The sequence below is a fragment of the Vreelandella sp. 2A-K22 genome (assembly GCF_054065485.1).
The window spans coordinates 87,426-104,652 of record NZ_JBSUGC010000003.1 but is presented as its reverse complement, the minus strand read 5'-3'; the positions used below and the strand labels follow the sequence as shown (position 1 = coordinate 104,652).

General features: G+C 54.2%; 13 protein-coding genes. 7 read left to right on the top strand and 6 right to left on the bottom strand.

The window, feature by feature from the left end; all coding sequences use genetic code 11:
- Nucleotides 1-35: 35 nt before the first annotated feature.
- Together ACW17M_RS04855 and ACW17M_RS04850 are read left to right on the top strand one after the other, a co-directional pair.
- Nucleotides 36-1,802, top strand: a complete 1,767-nt coding sequence (locus tag ACW17M_RS04855; protein WP_022523710.1) for an ABC transporter substrate-binding protein — start codon at nucleotides 36-38, stop codon at nucleotides 1,800-1,802.
- A 119-nt stretch (nucleotides 1,803-1,921) separates the two neighbouring features.
- A complete protein-coding gene (locus tag ACW17M_RS04850) occupies nucleotides 1,922-3,562 on the top strand; it encodes a glycerol-3-phosphate dehydrogenase/oxidase (RefSeq protein ID WP_039858288.1) in 1,641 nt (546 codons plus the stop codon).
- 56 nt (nucleotides 3,563-3,618) lie between these two features.
- Here the strand turns inward: ACW17M_RS04850 and ACW17M_RS04845 are convergent, their stop codons facing one another.
- The 5 genes from ACW17M_RS04845 to ACW17M_RS04825 all read right to left on the bottom strand — a co-directional run bounded on the left by ACW17M_RS04845 (nucleotide 3,619) and on the right by ACW17M_RS04825 (nucleotide 10,250).
- Nucleotides 3,619-3,843 carry a hypothetical protein gene (locus ACW17M_RS04845; protein ID WP_022523712.1) on the bottom strand — a complete coding sequence of 75 codons (225 nt, stop codon included), beginning with the start codon at nucleotides 3,841-3,843 and terminating at the stop codon, nucleotides 3,619-3,621.
- A 482-nt stretch (nucleotides 3,844-4,325) separates the two neighbouring features.
- A complete protein-coding gene (gene glpK, locus ACW17M_RS04840) occupies nucleotides 4,326-5,813 on the bottom strand; it encodes a glycerol kinase GlpK (protein ID WP_027959230.1) in 1,488 nt (495 codons plus the stop codon).
- A 254-nt stretch (nucleotides 5,814-6,067) separates the two neighbouring features.
- Nucleotides 6,068-6,826: a DeoR/GlpR family transcriptional regulator gene (locus ACW17M_RS04835; RefSeq protein ID WP_022523714.1), complete on the bottom strand. Its 759-nt coding sequence runs from the start codon at nucleotides 6,824-6,826 to the stop codon at nucleotides 6,068-6,070.
- 125 nt (nucleotides 6,827-6,951) lie between these two features.
- Nucleotides 6,952-8,892: an SLC13 family permease gene (locus ACW17M_RS04830; protein WP_009286509.1), complete on the bottom strand. Its 1,941-nt coding sequence runs from the start codon at nucleotides 8,890-8,892 to the stop codon at nucleotides 6,952-6,954.
- Between the two features lie 380 nt (nucleotides 8,893-9,272).
- Entirely contained in the window at nucleotides 9,273-10,250 is a 978-nt protein-coding gene (locus ACW17M_RS04825) for an NADPH:quinone reductase (RefSeq protein WP_009286508.1), read from the bottom strand.
- Between the two features lie 227 nt (nucleotides 10,251-10,477).
- On the opposite strand from ACW17M_RS04825, the gene ACW17M_RS04820 reads away from it, so the two are divergent.
- The 3 genes from ACW17M_RS04820 (at nucleotide 10,478) to ACW17M_RS04810 (ending at nucleotide 13,647) form a co-directional block, all read left to right on the top strand.
- A complete protein-coding gene (locus ACW17M_RS04820; protein ID WP_009286507.1) occupies nucleotides 10,478-11,233 on the top strand; it encodes a glycerophosphodiester phosphodiesterase family protein in 756 nt (251 codons plus the stop codon).
- 46 nt (nucleotides 11,234-11,279) lie between these two features.
- The gene (gene nfo / locus ACW17M_RS04815; protein ID WP_009286506.1) at nucleotides 11,280-12,122 is read left to right on the top strand and encodes a deoxyribonuclease IV; all 843 of its coding nucleotides are present in this window, start codon (nucleotides 11,280-11,282) and stop codon (nucleotides 12,120-12,122) included.
- A gap of 109 nt (nucleotides 12,123-12,231) precedes the next feature.
- Nucleotides 12,232-13,647, top strand: coding sequence for an amidase (locus ACW17M_RS04810; RefSeq protein ID WP_027959227.1), 1,416 nt, complete (start codon nucleotides 12,232-12,234; stop codon nucleotides 13,645-13,647).
- 70 nt (nucleotides 13,648-13,717) lie between these two features.
- On the opposite strand, the gene ACW17M_RS04805 is transcribed toward ACW17M_RS04810, so the two are convergent.
- Complete coding sequence (locus tag ACW17M_RS04805; protein WP_009286505.1) at nucleotides 13,718-14,152, bottom strand: hypothetical protein; 435 nt, start codon at nucleotides 14,150-14,152, stop codon at nucleotides 13,718-13,720.
- 270 nt (nucleotides 14,153-14,422) lie between these two features.
- Here ACW17M_RS04805 and ACW17M_RS04800 point away from each other — a divergent pair, with 270 nt between their 5' ends.
- Complete coding sequence (locus ACW17M_RS04800) at nucleotides 14,423-16,141, top strand: proline--tRNA ligase (protein WP_027959226.1); 1,719 nt, start codon at nucleotides 14,423-14,425, stop codon at nucleotides 16,139-16,141.
- Nucleotides 16,142-16,527: 386 nt separating this feature from the next.
- Nucleotides 16,528-17,211 carry a cupredoxin domain-containing protein gene (locus ACW17M_RS04795; protein WP_009286503.1) on the top strand — a complete coding sequence of 228 codons (684 nt, stop codon included), beginning with the start codon at nucleotides 16,528-16,530 and terminating at the stop codon, nucleotides 17,209-17,211.
- The last annotated feature ends 16 nt before the right edge of the window (nucleotides 17,212-17,227 follow it).

Genomic DNA, 17,227 nt, shown 5'->3' with positions numbered 1-17,227 from the left:
GCCATCAAGGAAGAACACAACAAAACGAGGTCAACATGCAAAAGCACGACAATAAATCCAAACTGACTAAATTCAAACTGACAACCCTCGCCGCCAGCTTGTTGCTGGCGTCGGGAACGCTGTCAGCGCAAGAGCAGGATACCCGTGCCATCGCTGAACGCTTGGTCGACGAGCACTTCCAGAACTCAACCCTGAGCCGCGAAGAGCAGATCGAAGAGCTGATGTGGTTTGCCAACGCTGCCGAGCCTTTCCGCGGCATGGATATTCAAACCGTGGCTGAAGGCCTCACGACTCACGTTTATGAAAGTGAAGTGCTTGCAGAAGCCTTTAGTGAGCTGACCGGCATTAACCTGACCCACAACATCATCGGTGAAGGTGATGTGGTGGACACCATGCAGAATCAGATGCAGTCGGGTAACAGCATCTACGATGGCTTCGTCAATGACACCGACTCCATCGGCACGCATATTCGTTATGGCACCACCATCAACCTGTCTGAAGCGATGGAGAACGAGTGGGCCGACTATACGTTGCCCACCCTGGATTTAGACGACTTTATTGGACTGCAGTACGGCACCGGGCCAGATGGCAGCCTCTTTCAACTGCCCACCCAACAGTTCGCTAACCTCTACTGGTTCCGCTATGACTGGTTTACCGACCCTGAGCTGATGGCACAGTTCGAAGAGGTCTACGGCTACCCTCTTGGCGTTCCCACTAACTGGACGGCCTATCAAGATATCGCCGAGTTCTTTACCGAGCATGTCGGCGAAATAGATGGCACCAAGGTGTATGGCCATATGGATTACGGCCGCCGCGATCCGTCACTGGGCTGGCGCTTCCACGACTCCTGGCTCTCCATGGCAGGTATGGGCAGCCCCGGCGTCCCTTCCGGCAACCCGGTGGATGACTGGGGTATCCGCGTCAACGAAGATAGCCAGCCAGTAGGCGCAAGCGTAAGCCGCGGCGGTGCTACTAACTCACCGGCCTCGGTATTTGCCATGCAAAAAGCCGTCGATTGGCTGCGTGACTATGCCCCTCCTGAAGCACAGGGCATGACCTTTGGTGAGGCTGGCCCGGTACCTGCGCAGGGACACATTGCCCAGCAGATTTTCTGGTACACCGCCTTTACTGCCGACATGACCGACCCTGCAGTCGCAGTGACCGATGACGAAGGCAACCCGCTATGGCGCATGGCTCCATCCCCCACCGGCCCGTACTGGGAAGAGGGTATGAAGGTCGGCTACCAAGATGTAGGCGCCTGGACGTTCTTCGATTCAACGCCGGAAGATCGTCGCACCGCGGCGTGGCTGTTCGGCCAGTTCACCGTGTCTAAAACGGTGTCTTTGGAAAAACTGATGCACGGTCTAACGCCGATTCGTGAATCTGACATCTTCTCTGAGCAGATGACCGAGATGGCCCCCAAATTAGGCGGCCTGGTGGAGTTCTACCGCAGCCCCAACGAGTCGAACTGGACGCCTACCGGCACCAATGTGCCTGACTACCCACGCATGGCCCCACTGTGGTGGCAAAACCTGGCGCCTGTCATGAGTGGTGAAGTCACGCCTCAGGAAGGCTTGGACAAACTGGCGTCGGATATGGACAGCACCATGCATCGCCTAGCCAGGGCCAACGTCTTCGACAGCTATGCGCCCGTGCTCAATGAAGAGCAGGATCCGCAATACTGGCTGGATCAGGAAGGCGCACCCAAAGCCAAGCTGGACAATGAAATGCCCCAAGGCACCACCGTTCCTTATGACGAAATGATGGAAGCCTGGATGGCAGCCGGTACGCGCCAAGAGTAATCACGCGTAACGCTTGCAGGGTGGGCAACCGCCCTGCAAGGGTTTCATTGGCGGCAGGCCATAGCACAAGAGAAAACACCCAGGGCACCAGGGCTATTTATTTGTTAATTGGATCCGCTATGAAACTGCGAAATCGAAATATAGAAAAATTACCTACCGAGACCTTTGATGCCCTGATTATAGGGGGCGGTATCAATGGCGCGGCCACTGCGGCGGCGCTGGCTGGAAAAGGCGCTAAAGTCGCACTGATTGATCGCGGCGACTTCGCCGGCAGCACCAGCATGCACTCCTCCAACTTAGTTTGGGGAGGCATTAAATACATGGAAAGCAAGGATTTTGCACTGGTTCGAAAATTGTGCAAAAGCCGCAATCACTTGATAAAGAGTTACCCCTCTACCGTGCAGGAGATTCGTTTCCTGACCACTATTTCGAAAGGTTTCCGCCACTCACCACGCTACCTATGGGCGGGCACCTGGCTTTACTGGCTGATGGGCAACGGCTTCACTAAACTGCCCCGCCTGCTTTCGCCTAACAAGATTAAGCAGCAAGAACCCATTATCGATATTGAGGACGCCGTTGGCGGCTTCGAGTACTCCGACGCCTACCTCCACGATAATGACGCACGCTTTGTGTTCAACTTTGTGCGCCACGCGCTTAACTATGGAGCAATTGCCGCCAACTACGTCGAGTCACTCGGCGCCGAACGGGTCGGCGACCTATGGGTGACCAAAGCGCACAACGTGATGGATGGCAGCACCTTCGATATTCATGCCAAGGTATTAATCAACGCTGCTGGCCCCTGGGTAGATCAGCATAACGAGCTGACCGGCCAAAAGACTACCCATCATCACCTCTACTCCAAGGGCATTCACCTCATCGTTCCACAGCTAACCGATTCACAGCGGGTGTTGGCATTTTTTGCCGACGATGGAAGGCTGTTCTTCGTCATTCCCATGGGCAATCGCACCTGTATCGGCACTACCGATACCCATATGGAGCATCCAGAGGTGGACGTTACTGCTGACGATATCGCCTTTGTGCTGGAAAATATCAATAAACGCCTAACGCTAGATCAACCGCTCACACAAGACGACATTATCTCGACACGCTGTGGCGTAAGGCCTTTAGCCATCAAAGATGATCAGGGCAGTGACCGAGACTTTTTACAGCTTTCTCGCAAGCATGTGGTCGATACCAACGTTGAGAGTGCGCATATCAGCATCTTTGGTGGCAAACTTACCGACTGTTTGAACGTGGGGGATGAGATTGCCGAAGAGATCAGCCGCCTGGGCGTTTCACTTTCAGACCCCAACTTTCGGTGGTACGGGGAACCTGCCAAGCCCGTGAAACAGCAGTTTATGGATCAAGCCAAGCGTATGAACCTGGATGCCATGACCGCCTCTACGTCATCGGAGCTGCTCTCCTCTCGGCTGTGGCGGCGCTATGCCGATCAAGCCATACCGATGCTGGAGAAAATTCGTCAGGATCCCGCTCAGGGCGAAATCCTCATTGAAGGCACTGAGTACATCCGTTGTGAAATTGAGCATGCCCGCGACCACGAGATGATCACCCAGCTTGAGGACTTCCTGCGCCGCCGCGCCAAAGTTTCTCTGGTGGTACCTCATGAGCAGTTACGCCATTCCACAGGTTTAAAGGAAGCGTGTCGGGTACTGTTTGGTGACGATGCTGAAAATCGATTTAGCCAGTACTTCGAACAAAATCGCGATACTGCACTTCCGCCGACATCGACAGCGGTTTAGCGTAAAAAAGCCCCCTCACCTAAGTGAGGGGGCTCAAACAATCAATAAGCGATGCCCTACTCTTCGTCTTCAATTCGCATTTGAGAGTCCCCTGAGAGCACTTCATCCCAAGCTTCTTCCAGTGTGCAGCCTGAGCGGCTATCCACTGTGTCGATGACCTCAACGGCATGCTGCAGTGATTCACGGTTGCCCTTCAGTGCCACAACAAGTCTAGCGAGATCTTGTTTGCTGAAAGTGCTGGCGATGCTGTCGGCTTGTTGGCTCAGTTCGATGCAGTTCATTAGTAATACCTCATGGTATGGTCATCCGCTGCTTAACCGACTATCGGTTAAAAAAAGCAGCCATCTTAGTTAACGACGTATGGTGACGTTGCTACTCATGCTGGGCCGGATAAGTGCCCAGTTCGGCAACTGCGAAACGGTCACAAGCTTTGCAAGACCTTCGCCTTTAGCGCTCGGGTAATACTGAAGCGCTATGGTTCTGTAGCAGAGATCAGGGCAGTGACTCGGGATAACGAAGCACCCTCCTGATCCATGGCTTCACTATGGTTCACTGCAACAAAACCCACAATGCATCATTGGCAGCAGGGGTGGTTGTAACTCGACTACATAAACACTCATTAAGTGTTAAGTGTGTTAAAGACTTTCATGAGGGGCGCTAAAAGCGAAGAAAGGCGGCCAATGGTTTAATTGGCCGCCGCATTATAAAGAATCGAAAGAGTTAATAGATAGTGTGCTTAAGTAGTGGGCTAAATCGTTATTACCTAAGGCGTGGAGCGCACGCGCGAAACCGCATCCAACCAGCCTTGATAGAGCTGCTCGCGAGTGGTCTCCTCCATAGCAGGCATAAAGCTCTTCTCACAGCGCCACAGCTGCTCAATCTCTTCGAGGGTTTGATACCAACCTAAACGCAACCCGGCTAAGTAAGCAGCCCCCAGCGCCGTGGTTTCCAAAATCGTAGGGCGATCCACCTGGACACCCAGCATATCGGCAAGAAACTGCATCACCCAGCTGTTCTTCACCATGCCACCGTCGACGCGCAAAGTGCCTGGTGCGGCCTCCATGTCGTCGTTCATACAGTGCTGGAGGTCTCGGGTTTGATAGCACACCGCTTGCAGGCCTGCAGCGACTATTTCAGCGATACCGGTATCGCGAGTTAACCCAAAAATAGCGCCGCGGGCTTTGGGATCCCAGTGTGGAGCGCCCAAGCCGGTAAAGGCGGGCACCAGATAAACGCTGTGGCCACTGCGGGTCTCCTGGGCCAAGGCCTCCGTCTCTGACGCATCGGCAAACAGGTTCAAGCCGTCACGTAACCACTGCACCGTCGCCCCCGCCACGAAAATACTGCCCTCCATGGCATAGGTCGGCTTACCGTGAAGCCGGTAGCCAATGGTGGTCAACAGGCGATTGCGCGACAGCGAGGGCGTTTCACCGGTATTCACAATCATAAAACAGCCTGTGCCATAGGTGCTTTTACCCATCCCCGGTTGAAAGCACGCCTGCCCCACTAAAGCAGCCTGCTGATCCCCCGCTACCCCAGCAATGGGGAGCGCGGCACCCAGCCAGTGCGCTTCGGTGGTGCCAAAATCATCGCTGGAGTCTTTCACTTCGGGCAATAAATTGGCGGGAATATTAAATAGCGCCAGCAGCTCTTCATCCCACTCCTGAGTATGGATATTAAACAACGCTGTACGCGAAGCATTGGTGGCATCGGTCACGTGCTGCTGACCGCCTGTCAGCCGCCAGATTAAAAAGCTATCTACCGTTCCAAATGCCAACTCGCCCTGCTCGGCGCGCTCCCGAGCACCCTCAACGTTGTCCAGTACCCAACCAAGCTTGGTGGCTGAAAAGTAGGGATCAATCAATAGGCCCGTTTTAGCTTGAACGGTATCGGTATAGCCTTGATCGCGCAGTGACTGGCATAAATCTGAGGTGCGGCGATCCTGCCAAACGATGGCGTTATAGAGTGGCTTACCCGTTTTCCGATCCCACAGAATAGTGGTTTCCCGCTGGTTGGTAATGCCGATCCCGGCTATTTGGTCGGCGGAAACTTCAGCGTTACGCATCACATCTCGGCAAGTCGCCACCACGGTTTCCCAAATGTCTTCGGGGTTGTGCTCAATCCATCCGTCGTGGGGGAAGTGCTGAGTGAATTCTTGCTGGGCAACAGCGGCCACCTGGCCTTGGCGGTCAAACAGAATGGCGCGAGAACTGGTGGTACCTTGATCAATGGCGAGTATAAAAGAGGACATATCGAGTTCGCTTTGTTGTATTATCTTTCGATTTTGTATGATTGGAAACCTCTGATTAACGCGATGAGCGCAGGCCAGACAAGGCAAAAATCAACGAAAAAGCGGAGTTTACGGGGTGTAAATGAGCATTTTGAGGCGATTTTTAACGCTGTATGGCCAAGCGCAATAGTTAATCAGAGGTTTCCACGTTTTCGCTTTATTATCATCCAAGGCTACTCTAGCCGCCCAAAATGCTCAAGGCTGAAACCACCTCATTAAGCAATGTAGAGCGCCACATCGTGTTGCGTCAGCAAGCGCTGAATCGCGTCTGGGGGTTTGCGGTCGGTAAATAGCGCATCCAGCTGTTCCAGGTTACCTTGCCGAACAACCGGGTTACGGTGAAATTTAGAGTAGTCCGCCGCCAGATAGATGCGCCTGGAATTGGCGATAATCGCCTGAGCAACGCGCACTTCCTGGTAATCAAACTCCAGCAGTGAGCCATCCTCATCGATACCGCTGATGCCGATAATGCCGTAGTCCACTTTGAACTGATTGATAAAGTCGATCGTTGCTTCACCGATAATGCCGCCGTCCCGGGAGCGCACCTGACCGCCGGCGATAATCACGGTGAAATCCTCTTTATGTTGCAGGATAGCGGCAACATTTAAATTATTGGTAATGATCTCAAGGCCCTGGTGCTCTAACAGCGCTTGAGCAATCACTTCATTGCTGGTGCCGATATTAATAAACAGAGAGGAGTGATTCGGGATGTGCTGTGCTAAACAGCGGGCAATGCGCTCCTTTTCTTCCAGATGCAGTGTCTTGCGCGTGCTGTAGGCGGTATTGACTGTACTCGACTCGATTCCTACTCCGCCATGCACCCGCCTCACCCGGCCCTCATTGGCCAGGGTATTTAAATCGCGACGGATGGTTTGTGGTGTCACGGCAAAATGATCGGTGAGCTGCTCAATACTCATATAGCCGTGCTGACGAACCAGCTCGACAATGGCATCCTGACGAAATTGTTGATTCATAAGCCCGGCCTGTTCGATTTTTATTGATATCTGAACATAATCTAGCAAAATTTTCGAAACCTAATAGCACTATTCATACAATTCCGCAGGTGCCAAACCGACAGACCAAGCGGCGACCTCGCCTATTAAAGCGGCCACACCCATAGGATCATTGGGATAGCAACCACCAGCACCACCAGTGATAGCGGCAAGCCCAGTTTCCAATAATCACCAAAGCGGTAGCCGCCAGGCCCAAGCACCAGCGTATTGGATTGGTGCCCAATAGGGGTTAAAAACGCACAGGAAGCGCTAACAGCTACGACCATCAAAAACGGATCCAGTGAGACGTCAAAGCCATTGGCTAAGCTCACCGCAATCGGTGCCATCAGTAGCGCAGCCGCCGCATTGTTAACCACATTGGAGAGCAGCATAGAGAGTAAAAACAGCCCTATCATGGTCACCACCACCGGCCAATCGCTGCCAAAACTGAGCAGCGCGTTAGCAATCAAATCTGCACCTCCACTGGTTTCTAATGCTTCGCCCACGGGAATCATCGCCGCGAGCAGCACTATGACGGGGCCATCAATGGCCTGATACCCTTCCCGGAGTGGTAACACGCCAATCAGGAGCGAAATCAGTGCCGCACTACTCATGGCCACCGCTGCGGGGAGTAGATCAAACAGCATGGCGACGATTGCCAAGGCAAAAATAGCAATCGACATAGCGAGTTTGCGTGGCTGCCCCAGATGCAGTTCACGGCTAGCCAGGGGTAGACACCCAAGCGAGGCCAGGCTATCTGACATCTCGTTTTCACTGCCCTGGAGGAGCAAAACATCACCGTTTTTAAAACGAATATCCCGCAACCGCTGCTTCAAGCGCCCGCCATCTCGTGCGACAGCCACCAAGTGCAGGCCAAACTGATGGTTTAAGCGGAGCTGGCGTACGCTGCGGTTAATCATCATTGAGTCGTTACGCACCACGGCCTCGATCAGTTGCAGGCCCTCGGTATCCACGGGCTGTCGATCCTGCGCAGAATCTTTCTTATTCGCAGGATCCTTATCACTCTCCGTAGGCTCAGCATCCTCCGCCTCAGGGTCTTCCTCCAACTCTGCAATCGCGCTTAGCCCTACTTTGTCTTCCAGCATTTGAAGCTCATCAGGCCCTGCTTCTAATAGCAGAATATCGCCCTCTTCCAGTGCGCCGTGGAAGTTATAGCCCGCACGGCGGTTGTCATCACGCACCACCGCTAACACGGGAATGGTTTCGTCCAGTTCGTCGCGCAACTGCTGTAGCGTTAAGCCTTTGGCTTTCGACTCTTCACCCACTTTCAATTCGACTAAATAGTTGGCGGTATCGAACATTTCATCCGTAGAGGCCTGGCCGCTACGCTTGGGCGTCAAGCGCCAGCCCACCAGAACAATAAAGGCCAGCCCCGCCAGCGCAACTACGATGCCAACAGGCGAGAAGCTAAACATACTAAATGCTTCATCTGTCACATCACGGCGATAACTGGAAATAATGATATTGGGTGGGGTACCAATCATCGTGGTCAGGCCGCCGAGCAGAGAGCCAAACGCCAGGGGCATAAGCAGTAAGGAAGGCGAGGTGTTGTGTTCGCGGGCAAGCCGCATTGCTACCGGTAGCAGCAGTGCCAGGGCGCCCACATTATTCATAATACCTGACAGCACAACAATGGTACCCACCAGCACCAGGAGTTGGAGCAGCAGGTTTTCCCCCACTTTAAGCACTTGGTTGGCAATAATATCGACCACGCCCGAGCGCTCAAACCCTCGGCTAAGCACCAGTACAGCGGCCACGGTAATCACCGCCGGATGGCCGAAACCGGCGAAAGCGCTTTCGGCCGGCACAAGCCCCAGCATGACCGAACCCAACAACGCTGCCAGCGCCACTAAGTCATAACGAAAGCGTCCCCATATAAACGCGGCGAGCGTTAGCCCAAGTACGATAAACACCAGTGTGCTAGGTGTAAGCGTTAACCCGCCAAGATCCAATGCTTCAATACTTACGTTTTCAATACCGGAGCCCTCAGCGCTTGAGCCCTCAACACTTATGTCCTCAGCCGACATCCTTTTCCCACTCCCTTGCTGGCGTTTGAAAGTTCACCATGCGATTGATGCAAAACACGCTTTAACATGACTATTTCTTCTGCACATTAGACGTTTACTATACAGAGGTATAGACCCTGCATACGCAAAGCCTATAAACACATAGCCAAAAGGGACAAAAGCTCGGCAAAGCCGAGCTTCATATCGGTAGTGTAATGAAGGGTAAAACGGGCTAATAAAAGCGCTTACTTTTGGCGCTCAACAATAATGTGAGCATCAACAATCTTATAGCGATGCGTGCAGCCTTTGAGATATAGGAAACTTCACGGGGCCCTGGCCAATCGCTTCAGGCTGCCCCTGCTGCTGCTCTCAAAGTTCTATCGTCGGCTAAAATGAACCCGCTACGGCAAAAGAATAGTTGAGCCCGTGGTCTTGCGGCTTTGCAGGGCGTCTTGGGCTTTGCCAGCTTCTGCAAGTGGGTAGCGGTTGGCGATATCAATGTTGACCTTACCGCTTTCAATCATGGCGAAAAACTCTTCGCACATCATCTCCAAACGCTCGCGGGTGTCGGCGTAGCCATTCAGGCTGGGGCGGGTCACGTAAAGTGCGCCCTTCTGATTCAGAATGCCGATATTAACGCCCTCCACCGGGCCAGACGCGTTGCCAAAGCTGACCATCAGACCACGGGGCTTCAGGCAGTCCAGTGACATTTCCCAGGTGTCTTTACCCACCGAATCGTACACCACATCGCACATATCGCCGTTGGTAAGCTCGCGTACGCGCTCTACCACGTTCTCTTCGCTGTAATTAATTGTCGCCCAGGCACCGTTGGCCATGGCTAGATCCGCTTTTTCCTGTGAACTGACTGTGCCGATCAGCTTAACGCCTAACGACTTCGCCCACTGGCAGGCAATCGAACCTACCCCGCCCGCTGCGGCGTGAAATAGAATGGTTTCGCCACCTTTTAGTTCATAGGTTTGGCGCAGCAGATACTGCACGGTAAGGCCCTTGAGCATACTCGCCGCTGCGGTGTCGAAATCAACGAAGTCGGGTAGCTTGACCACTTTAGCCGCTGGCAGCGTATGCAGTTCAGCATAGGCGCCCAACGGGCCTTGGGCATAGGCCACGCGATCGCCAACCTGAAGGTGTGTGACTCCTTCGCCAACCGCATCGACCACGCCTGCACCTTCGGTGCCTAGACCAGAAGGCATGGAAGGGGTTGGATAGAGCCCGGTACGAAAATAGATGTCGATAAAATTAAGGCCAACGGCTTTATTAGCAATACGTACTTCACCCTGGCCAGGTTCAGCAGGGGTAACGTCGACCAGTTCAAGTACCTCAGAACCGCCGGTGCGGGCAAATTGAATACGCTGAGACATTAGGACTCCTTATTGTGTAATTCGGCTATTATTCGAGTTGATACGCCATCTCTGAATAATGCTAAGCATGGCAACAGGTGCTGCTATACAAGCGCGTCATGGCATTTAAATCAAGCTAGCACGCTAGCGTATTTTTACCCACTAGAACGCGAGGCAATGCAATCCTGCTGTCATGCGCCCATGCTAGTATTAGCGCTTCTTTATCGTCTAAGGCTTAGAGATTTGTCATGACGCATCCCGCTATTCAACTCCCCGCGCTGATTGCCCACCGCGGCTACTCCGCCGCTGCCCCTGAAAACACCCTCGCCGCGGTGCGCGCCGCCTATGAAGCGGGAGCCACATGGGTAGAGCTGGATGTGCAGCTACTCGGTGATGGCACCCCGGTGATTTGGCACGACGGCGATGTAGCACGCTGCTCAAACGGACGGGGCGGACTCGCCTCCATGAGCTGGGCGAAGGCGCAAACCCTGGATGCCGGGGCTTGGTTTGACGATCGTTTTGCGGGTGAGAAGATGCCTAGCCTCAGCGAGATGTTGGCACTGCTTAACGAGCTGGAAATGGGCGCCAATATGGAAATCAAGGTCAACAAAGGCCGCGACCCCATCGCGCTGGTGGAACGCGCGCTGCCGGAAATGCTCGACACTCTCCCCCCCGAGCGCTTGATTATCTCCTCCTTCAATGCCGCGGCTCTTGGCCACTGCCGTCAATTTGCCAGCAAAGAACGGCTGGCCCTGGGTGTGCTGTTCGGTAGCGTGCCCAAAAGTTGGCGTGAGCAGTGCGAGGCCATTGAGGCTTTTAGCGTGCACCCCCACTGGCCGCGTTTGAAGCGCGCCCAAGCCGACGCTATGCAGCGCGATGGCTATCAAATATTGTGCTATACCGCCAATGACCCCAGTGCCTTTCATAGCCGCTGGGAGTGGGGCATCGGCAGTGTCATCACCGATGAACCCGCCGCGTTCAAGCGCTTTTTAGACAGCCATTGATAAACTCTAACAACTTATAAGTTCACACACTGACAAGGAGTCCACCGTGAAGTACCTAGGAGCCCATGTGAGCGCCGCTGGCGGCGCAGACCAAGCCGTGCAGCGAGCAGTGGAAATCGGTGCGGATGCGTTTGCGCTATTCACCAAAAATCAGCGTCAATGGAAAGGTAAACCGCTCACCGATGAGGCGATTCAAGCCTTTCGCGATGCCTGTGCCGAGCACAACTTTTCTGCAGAGCAGATTTTGCCCCACGACAGCTATCTGATTAATCTGGGTCACCCCGAGCAGGAAGGGCTGCGCAAATCCCGCGATGCGTTTCTGGATGAGATGCAGCGCTGCGAGCAGTTGGGGCTGACGCTGCTTAATTTTCACCCTGGCAGCCATTTGAACAAAATCAGCGAAAGCGACTGCTTAAAGCGTATTGCAGAATCCGTTAACGAAGCGCTAACGCATACCCAAGGCGTTACCGCAGTCATTGAAAATACCGCTGGCCAAGGCACTAACCTAGGTTGGCGCTTCGAGCATTTGGCCGAGATCATTGCCCACGTGGACGATAAAACTCGCGTGGGGGTGTGTATTGACACCTGCCACGCCTTTGCGGCGGGCTATGATCTACGCACGACAGAGGCCACCCAAGCAACGCTTGATGAGCTAGACAGCGTGGTCGGCTTTGAGTATCTGCGCGGTATGCATTTAAACGATGCCAAAAGCAACCTTGCCAGCCGCGTGGATCGCCACCATAGCCTGGGCAAAGGCAATATTGGCCTACCTGCCTTTACCACCATCATGCAGGAACCACGGATTAACGGCATTCCAATGATACTGGAGACCATCGAACCCGAGATATGGGCCGATGAAATAGCTTGGCTACGCGCTCAAGCCTCCTGAAGTGGATACAAAGAGTCAGCCTACGATTCAGCGGTTTTTGCACGCCCGGTAATGCTTGCCTACGCTTAAACTCCTTTACCCAAGCCCCAGCCTACGTAAGGAGTGTGCAATGAGCGATACCGATCTTGGCAGTTTAGATGCCCAGACCCTAGCTCACTTGTTTGCAAGCCGAGAGGCCTCCCCGCTAGAAGCGACTCGTGTCGCTCTTGATCGAATCGAGCGCTTCAACCCAGACGTTAACGCCTATGTGTATGTAGATGCTGAAGGTGCGGAATCGGCGGCCAAAGCCTCGGCGCGGCGCTGGGGGCAAGGCAAGCCGCTAAGCCCCATCGACGGGGTGCCGGTATCGCTTAAAGACCTGACCCAAGTGGCAGGCATGCCCTGCCGAGAAGGCTCGTTAACCTCTTCTGAAGCGCTATGTGACACCGATGCGCCACCCGCACGCATGCTGCGTGAAGCAGGCGCCGTCATTTTAGGTAAAACCAACACGCCCGAATTTGGCTGGAAAGCCGTGACCGATAACCGTGTCTTCGGTGCCACGGCTAACCCCTGGGATACTCGGTTAACCCCCGGCGGTTCTTCCGGCGGGGCCGCCGCTGCTGCGGCACTCAATATGGGGGTACTGCACCAGGGCGGCGACTCCGGCGGATCCATACGTATCCCCGCGGCGTTCACCGGTGTTTTTGGCTTCAAACCCACATTTGGCTGGACGCCCCAATGGCCTCCAGCTAAAGAACCCAGCCTATCGCACCTGGGGCCGTTAACGCGCACCGTGCGGGATGCGGTTAGCATGCTCAATGTGATGGGCCGTTACGACTACCGTGACCCTTACGCCACCCGCGGGCAGCCCGAGTGCTGGGGGATGGATTTGGATAAAGGTTTAACCGGACTACGGATTGGCTACTCGGCTGATCTTGGCTACGCCAAGGTAGATCCACAGGTTGCCGAACGCGTGCGAGAAGCAGCCGGCAGACTGGAGGCGTTGGGCGCTGAAATCGTCGAAGTGCATCCCGGCTTTTCGTCACCGCTGGATACCTTCCGTAAGCTGTGGTTTACCGCCTCTTTAGAGCAGTGGTCACAAATGGATGATCACCAGCGTACGCTGCTGGATCCCGGCATGGTGGCCAATGCCCGTGAGGCCGAACCCTGGAAAGCCGTTGAACTGTTTCGTGCCTTGGCAGATCGTGCGGAGTTAACCCAGCTCCTGGAGCACTTTAACCAAGAGTATCATCTACTGATGACCCCCTCGGTGGCGATACCGCCGTTTGAAATTAACCAGGAAGTTCCCCTCAGCAGCGATATGCGGGACTGGGAAGAGTGGGCGCCCTTTAGCTATCCTTTTAACCTTAGCCAGCAGCCCGCCGCGTCAGTGCCCTGTGGTTTTACCGATAACGGTTTACCGGTGGGTTTTCAGCTTGCGGGTGGCAAGTATGATGATGTGCGGGTACTGCGTGCCTGCCACGCCTACATGGAAGCGCACCCGCCGCGCTTTCCCAGCGTACCCAACCCTCCCCAGTATGCTTAACACTTGCACGACATGAAAAAACCCAGCCAAGCGTGACACATGGCTGGATTTTAGCGATCAATAGCGAACGTTACATAGCTGAGAGTTTCTCTTGGTCTAACACGCCCGACATACGCACCATGGCCAACGCTTCATCCAAGCTGCTCACCTCCTCGATCATGACCAACTCGCTCTCTAAGCTCACCGGCTGACCAGCTGTTTCAGAGAGCAATTTTTCCAGGGAAGCCACATCCATAGCGTCGTCTAAGTGGTGAACATCTACTGAGGCGCTGTTGCGGCCCGGCAGATAGATGGTGCCATTAGAGAAATCCACGGCGTAGGCAATCACTCCGGGTACAATAAAAAACAGCAAACCGACCCCATTGGCGACAGCAATAACCGGATCAATATCACCGCTCAATTGCCCTTTACGTTCAGGGTGAAAAAGCGTACCACAACCACTCAATGACACGATGGAAACGCCAACCACGGCGCCAGTCAACCAGCGACGAACTGCTTGATGCATGAAGGTTCCCTCAAATACAAAAGTAACGATAGTCGATATAGCGTATTGCGCTTGCGTTTTTGCCGACTATCGCGCCACAAAACTCGATCAGTTTAGCACAGCCATCCAAAAGCATAGATCATTTGAACATAAGCACTATTTTGCCGCTTTAACCGCTAGACCGTACAATGTCCCCATTCAACGCTTCCAAGCACTTTTTCAAGAACCCAGCTTTCAAGAACCAGGTTTTCAACAACCCTGTTTTCAAAAACCTAAGGAATGCTCACGCCCATGCGCGCCAGCCAATTACTGATTGCCACTCTCAAAGAAACCCCGGCTGACGCCGAAGTCATTAGCCACCAGCTAATGCTCCGTGCCGGGATGATTCGCCGTTTAACCTCAGGGCTATACACCTGGCTGCCACTTGGCCTGCGCACCCTGCGTAAAGTGGAAGCCATTGTGCGCGAAGAGATGAACCGTGCCGGTGCTCAAGAGGTACTGATGCCCGCCGTGCAGCCCGCTGAGCTTTGGCAGGAGTCTGGCCGTTGGGAGCAGTATGGCCCCGAGCTGTTACGCCTGAAAGATCGCCACGACCGCGACTACTGCGTCGGCCCGACCCACGAAGAAGTGATCACCGACCTGGTGCGCAAAGAGATTGCCAGCTATAAACAGCTGCCGGTCAATTTCTATCAGATTCAGACCAAGTTCCGTGACGAGATTCGCCCACGCTTTGGGGTAATGCGCTCCCGCGAGTTCATCATGAAGGATGCTTACTCCTTCCACCTGGATGAAGCCTCGCTGAAGCAGACCTACCAGGATATGTATGATGCTTACACACGCATTTTCACGCGACTAGGCCTCGACTTTCGCCCGGTAATTGCCGACAACGGCTCTATCGGCGGCACCGGCTCCCATGAATTCCACGTACTGGCCGACTCGGGCGAAGACGATATCGTATTCTCCAACGCCTCCGACTACGCCGCAAACATGGAAAAGGCCGAAGCCTTGCCTGCCCCGGTGGGCAGCGACATACAGCGCGAAGCACCTACCCAAGAGATGCATCTGGTAGACACACCTAATGCCAAGACCATCGCCGCCCTGGTTGAGCAGTTTGATCTGCCGATCGAGAAAACGGTCAAGACCCTCATCGTACGTGCCGCTGAAGGTGGCCTGATTGCCCTATTGGTGCGCGGTGATCATGAGCTGAACGAGGTAAAAGCAGAGAACCTTCCCCAAGTGGCGGCCCCGCTGACCATGGGCAGCGAAGAAGAAATTCGCGCAGCAGTTGGTGCAGGCTTTGGCTCGCTTGGCCCGGTGAACCTTGATATGCCCATTATTGCCGACCGCAGCGTTGCCCTGATGAGCGACTTTGGCGCGGGTGCCAATATTGAAGGCAAACACTATTTCGGCATTAACTGGGAGCGTGATGTTGCCCTTCCCGAGGTGGCCGACCTACGCAATGTGGTGGAAGGCGACCCTTCTCCCGACGGTCAAGGCACGCTCTCTATCAAGCGCGGCATCGAGGTTGGCCACGTCTTCCAGCTTGGCCAAAAGTACTCCCAGGCCATGAACGCCAACGTACTGGGCGACAACGGCAAAACCAGCCATCCTTGGATGGGTTGCTACGGCATCGGCGTGACCCGTGTGGTCGCCGCGGCCATTGAGCAGAACCACGATGAATCCGGCATTATCTGGCCTAACGCTATTGCGCCCTTCCAGGTGGCACTGGTGCCGATGAATGCACACAAATCCCAGCGTGTTCGCGAAGAGTCTGAACGTCTTTACCAAGCACTCACCGCCGCTGGCTTAGACGTCTTGCTGGATGACCGAGACACCCGGCCCGGCGTTAAATTTGCCGACTTGGAGCTGATGGGCGTTCCTCACCGCCTGGTAATCGGCGACCGCGGCCTGGACAACGGCGAACTGGAATATAAAGGACGTCGGGATAGCGAAGCCACCATGGTGCCTGCGGATCAAATCATCGACTTTTTGCGTGAGAAAGCTAGCTAAGGCAGTAACGCTGAGCGGCGCTGGGCTTGTAGAGACAAGCCCAGTGGCGTGAACGTATGGGCACGCCGCTAGCGCGTTTTATTGGTGATGACGTGCAGCGCCAGACGCAGCCTGGGAGAAACCTGGTACCCAGAGCGCGTCATGTATGCCTGGCGGGACACTTGGCGCCAGCCAGCATTGCGTTAAGCACTATCCTGCCCATCTAATCGGTAAAAGCTAACGTGGTCACTGGTGCGAGTGCCACAGCACCTAATAAAACAAAAGCAAAGTTAAGGATAAATCCACAAGTGTTGGCTTACCGTTAAGCCAAAGGCATGACTTTCTTGCATAATCCATCCACTATTAGGCTTAACACTTTGCCAGCTTAATGCGGGATGCCAATCTGAATGCCAACACAACAACGTAGCCCTTTTAGTGGCTTTTTCAGCGTATTTACTGCCCCGTTTTTTGTAGTGGCAATCACATCCCTACTTGTCTCCACCGCTAATGCTGCCCAGGTAACGGTGCGTAGTGTTGAAGGTCAACTGCTTGAGGACGCAGTGGTTGAGGTCTATTACGACACCTCAGCAGGAAATCCACCCCAACAAGAGAGTATCTACCAGCGCGATGCCGCCTTTCACCCCAAGGTGCTAACCGTATCGACCGACAGCTATGTGGCATTTCCTAACCAAGATACGACTCGCCATCACGTCTACTCTTTTTCACCGGCCAAAACCTTTGATTTAAATCTCTACCTGCAAGAAACCCCACCACCAGTTCAATTCGACCGAGCGGGCATTGTCGTCTTGGGGTGCAATATTCACGACCATATGCAGGCCTTTATTGTCGTTAGCGACGCTCCCTATATGGCCACAACGGCTGCCGAAGGCACGCTTTTGCTACCTACTCTGCCGCCAGGTGAGCATCGTGTGCGGATTTGGCACCCTCAGCTTGATGACAGCCAACAAGTCTGGTGGGAAGGCGTCATTACCGATACCGACCAATTAAACGTCAGCTTGAAACTCAATGCGCTGCCACCCCCAGCGCCAACACTCTCTCCACTTCAGCAGCGATTTAAAGATGCCACCTAAGCCCCTATCAGTGTTC

Coding starts and splice junctions, on each gene's coding strand:
- ACW17M_RS04805 (WP_009286505.1), bottom strand. CDS start 14,152: ATGCATCAAGCAGTTCGTCGCTGGTTGACTGGCGCCGTGGTTGGCGTT.
- ACW17M_RS04835 (WP_022523714.1), bottom strand. CDS start 6,826: ATGAATCAACAATTTCGTCAGGATGCCATTGTCGAGCTGGTTCGTCAG.
- ACW17M_RS04810 (WP_027959227.1), top strand. CDS start 12,232: ATGAGCGATACCGATCTTGGCAGTTTAGATGCCCAGACCCTAGCTCAC.
- ACW17M_RS04820 (WP_009286507.1), top strand. CDS start 10,478: ATGACGCATCCCGCTATTCAACTCCCCGCGCTGATTGCCCACCGCGGC.
- glpK (WP_027959230.1), bottom strand. CDS start 5,813: ATGTCCTCTTTTATACTCGCCATTGATCAAGGTACCACCAGTTCTCGC.
- ACW17M_RS04825 (WP_009286508.1), bottom strand. CDS start 10,250: ATGTCTCAGCGTATTCAATTTGCCCGCACCGGCGGTTCTGAGGTACTT.
- ACW17M_RS04795 (WP_009286503.1), top strand. CDS start 16,528: ATGCCAACACAACAACGTAGCCCTTTTAGTGGCTTTTTCAGCGTATTT.
- ACW17M_RS04855 (WP_022523710.1), top strand. CDS start 36: ATGCAAAAGCACGACAATAAATCCAAACTGACTAAATTCAAACTGACA.
- ACW17M_RS04845 (WP_022523712.1), bottom strand. CDS start 3,843: ATGAACTGCATCGAACTGAGCCAACAAGCCGACAGCATCGCCAGCACT.
- ACW17M_RS04830 (WP_009286509.1), bottom strand. CDS start 8,892: ATGTCGGCTGAGGACATAAGTGTTGAGGGCTCAAGCGCTGAGGGCTCC.
- ACW17M_RS04850 (WP_039858288.1), top strand. CDS start 1,922: ATGAAACTGCGAAATCGAAATATAGAAAAATTACCTACCGAGACCTTT.
- ACW17M_RS04800 (WP_027959226.1), top strand. CDS start 14,423: ATGCGCGCCAGCCAATTACTGATTGCCACTCTCAAAGAAACCCCGGCT.